Below are 6,416 nucleotides of genomic sequence, written 5' to 3'. Positions count from 1 at the left end.
GCCACGGCCCCCTCGTCCGCCGCCCTTGTCGCCGCCCTTGCCTCCTCCGCCGGAGCCGCCGCCGGGACGCAAGGGTCCCTGGTCGGGGATGGCGAGCCCCGCGGGGACCGGCTCGAGGTCGAGCGCCCGGCGGATGAAGTCGCGCAGCGACACGACCAGCCGCGCGGTGCCGACCTTTCGCCCGGCGACCATGTCCGCCGCGGCCTCGGCGGCGAGCCGCACCTGCTCCTCGGTGCCGAGCAGCATCACGTCCGACAGCGCCGCCTCGACCGCGTCGCGAATGCGCCGACGGCGTTCGAACGCCGGGTGCTCGAGCGGCGACGCGAGCCCGAGGCCGTGGTCGGGTTCCTGCTCGAGCGGCTCGCCGGCCGCCAGCCGCCGGCGCATGTCTCGCAGGTGGGTCGGGTCCACGACGAGCTCGCCGGTGAACGAGCCGCCCAGCGTCTTGTACGCGGAGATGAGCGTTTTCAGTCGCTCGTTGATCTGACGGTTCTCGCGTTCGCGTCGGCGCTGCACGGTCTGCATCACGAGCAGGCGGATGCTGACGACGACCAGCGACACCAGCACGAGGCTGGCCAGCGTCGCCGCGAGGCCGCGCCAGGAAGTGAAGTCGAGGGAACTCATCATCGGCGCGACGATAGCGCGTCCGCCGCGCAGGGGATGGCGCCCCCGCGGCCTACCGCGGAGTGATGGGCAATCCGCGAGCCTCGCGGGAGCGGCGAGTCTGCTCCGCCACCTGGTTTCGGACCACCGGCTCTTCATTTATCTGCCTGGGCTCTAAATCAAGGAATTCATGGCAAATATGCAATCCAATAACTAAAGTATCTCCCTATCCCGAATTGGAGAGGAGTCGCCATGTCGACCTCGCAGCGCATCTTGTTGGGTTGGGTCCTGCTGTTCGCGCAGGGAGCGCTGGCCGCGCAGGGGCAGATCCTGGCGCGTCCCAGGACCACCGTACCGGGCATCAACTACGGTTACTGGGAGTACCTGCCGCAGGATTATGACGACAATGCCGAGGCGACCTATCCGCTGGTGATTTTCCTGGGAGGTCAAGGGCAGGAGGGCGATGGGACGGCCGCCGGCCTCGAGAAATTGATGGGGGTCACCGCTCCGCCCCGCCTCATCCGGAATGGCCGCCACTTCCCGTTCATCCTCATTTCGCCCCAGCGGTTCAATGCCTGGTGGGGGAACAGTGAGATCGACGGCATCATCGAGTTCGCCAAGAGCCGCTATCGCGTCGACCCGAACCGTGTCTATCTGACGGGACTCTCGGCGGGGGCCGTGGTCACCTGGTCCTACGCGGTGGCTTTTCCCCAGAAGCTCGCGGCCATCGTTCCCATCGCCGGGAATGGCAATGGGATTGCCATCTGCAACATGTGGAATGTCCCGGTGTGGGCCTTCCATGGCACGGCGGATGGAACCGTGTCTCAATGGGGGTCCATCGACCCTGTCAACAAGCTCAACAACGTCTGCAATCCGGCGGCGAACCCACCGGCCCAGCTCACGCTGTATCAGGGCGTGGGGCATGATTCCTGGTCCCGGACCTACAGCGGTTCAGCAGGCCATGACATCTACACGTGGATGTTGAGCCATTCGCTCTGACGGCAGTTCATCCGCTGGGCTTCACGGCCCGCCGTGACTCCACCCGTGCCCCCAGCACCGCCGGCTCCGAGAAACACTGATGCCCCGCTACCCGGAGTTGTTCATCATCGACGCACAGCTCATCGGCGCCAGCCTCGAGGAAGTGGCCGCGCGGGTGCGACAGGCGTGGGAGGCTGCCGGCCTCCCACCGCTCGCCGCATGGGGAATGGACACGCGCAAGCGCCAGCCCTCCCCCGTGCCACCGCCCGACGCCTTCGGACCGGGCGGGCTCGCCTTCGAGGTGGCGGGAGGCGCCACGGGGAGCCTCGTCCCCGTGGGCCCGAGCGGCACGCGCTTCAGTCTCCGCCTCCCCGTGGACGTGCAGCGAGACCCCGTCCACCTCATCTCCGACACCGTGGCGGCGGCGCGCCGCTGGCCCGAGTTATTGGGTGTCGGCACTGGCATCGCGTCGATGAGCGTCCGCCGGGGAGTGGGCGCCAACTGCCTCCCCCTTCCGCCCCTGGTCGAGCCCGATGCCCTCCTCGTGCTCGTCAGGCGCTCCCGCGTCGAGGAGGCCTATACCTCCGTGGAGGGCTTCCTCGCGGCCTGGGAGCGCGTGCACGAGCGCGACGGCTTCCTCCTCGTGTCGCGCGGCGAGGCGGCGCTCGACACGGTGCAATGGCTGGAGGTCGCCGCGCCCTCCCAGTGGACCCTCGCGCGCGCCGCTCGGCCCGGCCGGACCACCTACCGTCCCGCGACGCCGCTGCCGGAAGAGGAGCCCATCTATCTCGCGGGCACGGAGACGCTGCGTCCCGCCGGCTACGACGACGCCACCGGCGTCCTCACGTTCGCTGCCTGGACGCCCCCGGGGACACATCCCCACGGCTGGGAGCTCTACAACCTGCTCGCGTTCCGGAGCGAGGGCGTGGTGCCCGACGGCCGCCCCCTCCGGGAGCTGCGAGTCATCTTTCCCGACGAGGCCGCGGCCCGCCGGGAAGCGACCCCGTTCTCGGACATCGGCGTCCGCGTGTACTTCACGGGCCCCGACGGAGAGTTCCACTCATTGGAAGAGCGCTGACCGGCGGGACGCGCGACGTCAGCGATAATGCGTGGCAATCCAGTCGCCATCGATGCGCTGGATGGAGATGTCCAGGTCATACACGGCCCGGAGGACGTCCGGCCGCATGATTTCCTCGGGGCGCCCCTGGAAGGCGACCTTGCCATCGCGCATCGCGATGAGGTGGTCCGAGTAGCAGGACGCGAAGTTCAAATCGTGCAGCACCATGACGATGCTCTTGTTGAGCGTGTCGGCCGCGGTGCGCAGCTGCTTCATCATCGCCACCGAGTGCTTCAGGTCCAGGCCATTGAGCGGCTCGTCCAGCAGGACGTAGTCCGTGTCCTGGCAGAGCACCATGGCCACGAAGGCGCGCTGGCGCTGGCCGCCGGACAGCTCGTCCAGGAAGCGCTCGGCGAGCGCGTCCAGGCCCATGTGGTGGATGGCCCGCTCCACGTGCTCGCGGTCCTGTACCGTGGGCCGTCCCTTGGAGTGCGGATAGCGACCGAACGTCACCAACTCCCTCACGGTGAGCCGCGACGTCAGATGGTTGTCCTGCCGAAGGATGGCCAGCCTGCGGGCGAGCACCTCCCCCGGCGTGGTGCGGACATCCAGCCCGTCCACCAGCACGGTGCCCGACGACATCGGCATCACCCGGCTGACCATTGACAGCAGCGTCGACTTGCCCGCGCCGTTCGGCCCGATGATGGAGGTGATTCCCCCGACGGGCAGCCGCAGGGTGACGTCGTCGACGACGAGCGCGTCGCCGTAGCGCTTGGTGACGTTCCTCGCCTCGATCATACCGGCGCCTTCCTCATGAGCATGGAGATGAACACCAGCCCGCCCACGAACTCGATGATGACGCGAGGGTTGGTGTTGAACGCGAAGACCTGCTCCAGGATGAACTGCCCGGCCACCAAGCACACCCCGGCCACGAGCGCGGCGGCGGGCAGGACGAGCGCGTGACGGTACGTGCGCACCAACGCATGGGCCAGGTTGGAGACCAGCAGGCCGAAGAAGGTCACCGGCCCCACCAACGCGCTGGACACCGAGACGAGGATGGCCACCAGCACCAGGATGATGGCCGCCGTGCGCTGGTGGTCCACGCCCAGGTTGATGGACATCTCCCGGCCCAGCACCAGGACATCGAAGGTCCGCAGCATCCGGAACCCCACGATGGACACGCCCAGCGTCAGGAGGAACGAGACGAGCAACAGCTCCTGGTCCGGGTTGTTGAAGCTCGCGAAGAACCGGTCCTGGAGGAAGATGAACTCGTTGGGGTCGATGAGGCGCTGGAGGAAGGACGCGAGGCTGCGGAAGAGCACGCCCAGCACCACGCCCGTCAGCAGCACCAGGTGCAGGCTGCGCCCTCCCCCACCGAAGAGCCCCCAGTACAGGACAGCCGAGAAGGCCACCATGATGAGGATTTCGACGCCGAACAGCAGCCGGGGGTCCAGGCTCGCCGCCTTGCCGGAGCCCAGGAAGTAGAGCAGGCACGTCTGGATGAGGACGTAGAGGTTGTCGAACCCCAGGATGGCGGGCGTCAGCACGCGGTTGCCCGACACCGTCTGGAACAGCACCGTGGAGACGGCGATGGCGTAGCCCACCAGCAGCGCCGTCGCCAGCTTCCGCCCCCGGAAGGGCAGGACGAAGTCCCACTGGCCGCCCGCGTTGACCAGCAGGAACAGCAGCGCGCAGCCAATCGTCACGCAGCCGAGGATGAACAGCGTGCGCTCGGGGCGCCGCGCCACCGCGACGCGCTCAGCCGACACGGGCGTCCCTCCTCAACAGGAGATAGAGAAAGAGCACGCTGCCGACGACGCCGGCGATGGTCGCCCCCGGGATTTCATAGGGAAAGCGCACCACACGGCCGAGGATGTCACACAGCAGCACGAAGCCCGCGCCGCCCACCGCGACCCACGGAATGGCCCGGCGCGCGTTGTCGCCCGTGAACAGGCTGACGAGGTTGGGGACCAGCAGCCCGAGGAAGGGAACCATTCCCACGGTGACGACCACCATGGCGGTGACCAGGGAGACGATGAGCAGCCCGAGCGCCATGATGCGCGAGTAGTGCATGCCCAGGTTGGTGGTGAAGGCCTCCCCCATGCCCGCCACGGTGAAGCGGTCCGCCGCGACATAGGCGCAGCACGTCAGCCCCAGCGTCACCCAGAGCAACTCGTAGCGCCCGCGCAGGACGTTGGAGAAGTCGCCCGTCTTCCAGGCGTTGACGGACTGAAGCAGGTCCATCCGGTAGGCGTAGAAGGTCGTGATGGAGTCGAAGACGCTGCCCAGCACCAGCCCCACCAGGGGGACGATGAGCACCGAGCGCAGGGGGATGCGGCGCAGGATGAGCAGGAACAAAGCGGTGCCCGCCAGGGCGAAGACCGCCGCCACGAGCATCTTCCCGAGCACGGGCAGCTGCGGGGCCAGCACGGTGGCGGCCATGAGGCCCAGGCTCGCGGACTCCGCGGACCCCGCCGTCGCCGGCTCCACGAAGCGGTTGCGCACGAGCATCTGCAGGATGAGCCCCGCCACGCCCAGCGACGTGCCCACCAGCATGACGGCCAGCATCCGGGGAATCCGGCTGATGACCAGGACCTGGAGGGCCTGCTCGTCGGGGCTCGGGGAGAAGAGCGAGTGCCACGACACGTTGCTGACGCCGATGAGCAGACTGCCCAGCGCCAGCAGGACGAGGACGATGACGGCGACGAGGAGGCGCATCGCTGCCCGGACCGGTCAGGGGGCCCGTGCGGAGTAGGCTTCCGCCACCTGGTCTCGCAGGCGGCTCACCGCCTGGATGCCACCGCCGATGAGGTAGGCGTTCAGCGGGTCCAGGTAGACGACCTGTCCCTTCGTCCACGCCGTCGTCTGGCGCACCAGCTCGTTGTCGAGCACCTGCTTCGCCCCACCCTGCTGGCCCATGCTCGCGTCGCGGTCGATGACGAACAGCCAGTCCGGGTTCTTCTCCCGGATGAACTCCGAGCCGATGGCCTCGCCGTGCAGCGACGCGCTGAGCCCCTCGGCGGCCACGGGCACGCCGAAGTCCTCGTGGAGGACGCCGAAGCGGGAGCCCGGGCCATAGGCGCTGACGCGGCCGCCCGTGACGAGCACCACCAGGCCCTTGCCGCGGCTGGCCGTCGTCTCCTTCAGCTTCGCGAGCGACTGGCGCAGCCCGTCCACGAGCTCGCGGGCCTTCTCTTCCTTGCCGAAGATCTGCGCCAGCATCTGCGTGTTGGCGACCACGGTGTCGATGTAGCGCGCCCCGCCCATGGGCACGTCCACCGTGGGGGCGATGCGCGAGAGGCTCGCGTACTTCGCGCTGGAGCGACCGCCGGTGATGATGAGGTCCGGGCGCGCGGCGTGGATGGCCTCGTAGTTGGGCTCGAAAAGCGTGCCCATGCGCGGGTACTTCGCGTCCGCGAACGGCGCCAGGTGGAGGGGGAACTGGTCCCCCGCGACGCCGGCCACCTCCACGCCCAGCGCCTGGAGGATGTCCAGGGCCGCCAGGTCGAAGACGATGACACGCTGGGGCTTGAGGGGAACGACGGTCGTCCCCTGCGCGTGCTTGACGGTGACGGTCGCCTGCTTCGCGGCGGCTTCGGGCGAGAGGGCCTCCGCCACCGGCGCGGCCCCCTCCTCCGAGGGCTGCCGGAGCTTCACGGCCACGCCGATGACGGCCACCACGGCGACGACGCCGAGAATCGCGATGAGGGGAAACGGACGCCTGTCTGATGTGCTCACGGTTTCATCCAGCCAGTGCTCGCGGGAACGGACGCGAGAG

7 protein-coding genes are annotated in these 6,416 nt (G+C 68.6%); 2 read left to right on the top strand and 5 right to left on the bottom strand.

The genetic code is table 11. The features are described from left to right. On the bottom strand, window positions 1-627 hold a 627-nt coding region (locus HG543_RS28405; protein ID WP_211194226.1), incomplete at its 3' end, for a hypothetical protein. A 228-nt stretch (window positions 628-855) separates the two neighbouring features. Between HG543_RS28405 and HG543_RS28400 the strand changes: the two genes are divergently transcribed. After that, on the top strand, window positions 856-1,602 hold the full coding sequence (locus HG543_RS28400; RefSeq protein WP_169348019.1) for a carboxylesterase family protein: 747 nt from the start codon (window positions 856-858) through the stop codon (window positions 1,600-1,602). A 79-nt stretch (window positions 1,603-1,681) separates the two neighbouring features. Then, window positions 1,682-2,659 carry a hypothetical protein gene (locus HG543_RS28395; protein ID WP_169348018.1) on the top strand — a complete coding sequence of 326 codons (978 nt, stop codon included), beginning with the start codon at window positions 1,682-1,684 and terminating at the stop codon, window positions 2,657-2,659. 18 nt (window positions 2,660-2,677) lie between these two features. On the opposite strand, the gene HG543_RS28390 is transcribed toward HG543_RS28395, so the two are convergent. The 4 genes from HG543_RS28390 to HG543_RS28375 are packed head-to-tail and all read right to left on the bottom strand — an operon-like array spanning window position 2,678 to window position 6,376. Next, window positions 2,678-3,436, bottom strand: coding sequence for an iron ABC transporter ATP-binding protein (locus HG543_RS28390; RefSeq protein ID WP_169348017.1), 759 nt, complete (start codon window positions 3,434-3,436; stop codon window positions 2,678-2,680). Continuing rightward, complete coding sequence (locus HG543_RS28385) at window positions 3,433-4,407, bottom strand: iron chelate uptake ABC transporter family permease subunit (protein WP_169348016.1); 975 nt, start codon at window positions 4,405-4,407, stop codon at window positions 3,433-3,435. Before HG543_RS28385 ends, HG543_RS28390 begins: the two co-directional genes overlap by 4 nt. Next, window positions 4,397-5,356 carry an ABC transporter permease gene (locus tag HG543_RS28380; protein ID WP_169348015.1) on the bottom strand — a complete coding sequence of 320 codons (960 nt, stop codon included), beginning with the start codon at window positions 5,354-5,356 and terminating at the stop codon, window positions 4,397-4,399. Before HG543_RS28380 ends, HG543_RS28385 begins: the two co-directional genes overlap by 11 nt. A 15-nt stretch (window positions 5,357-5,371) precedes the next feature. Continuing rightward, complete coding sequence (locus HG543_RS28375) at window positions 5,372-6,376, bottom strand: ABC transporter substrate-binding protein (protein ID WP_169348014.1); 1,005 nt, start codon at window positions 6,374-6,376, stop codon at window positions 5,372-5,374. Window positions 6,377-6,416: the final 40 nt, after the last annotated feature.

This window comes from Pyxidicoccus fallax (assembly GCF_012933655.1).
In the GTDB taxonomy this organism is placed as follows: Bacteria; Myxococcota; Myxococcia; order Myxococcales; family Myxococcaceae; genus Myxococcus; species Myxococcus fallax.
The sequence above is the reverse complement of the archived record's forward strand: the minus strand, read 5'-3'. Positions and strand labels throughout refer to the sequence as shown.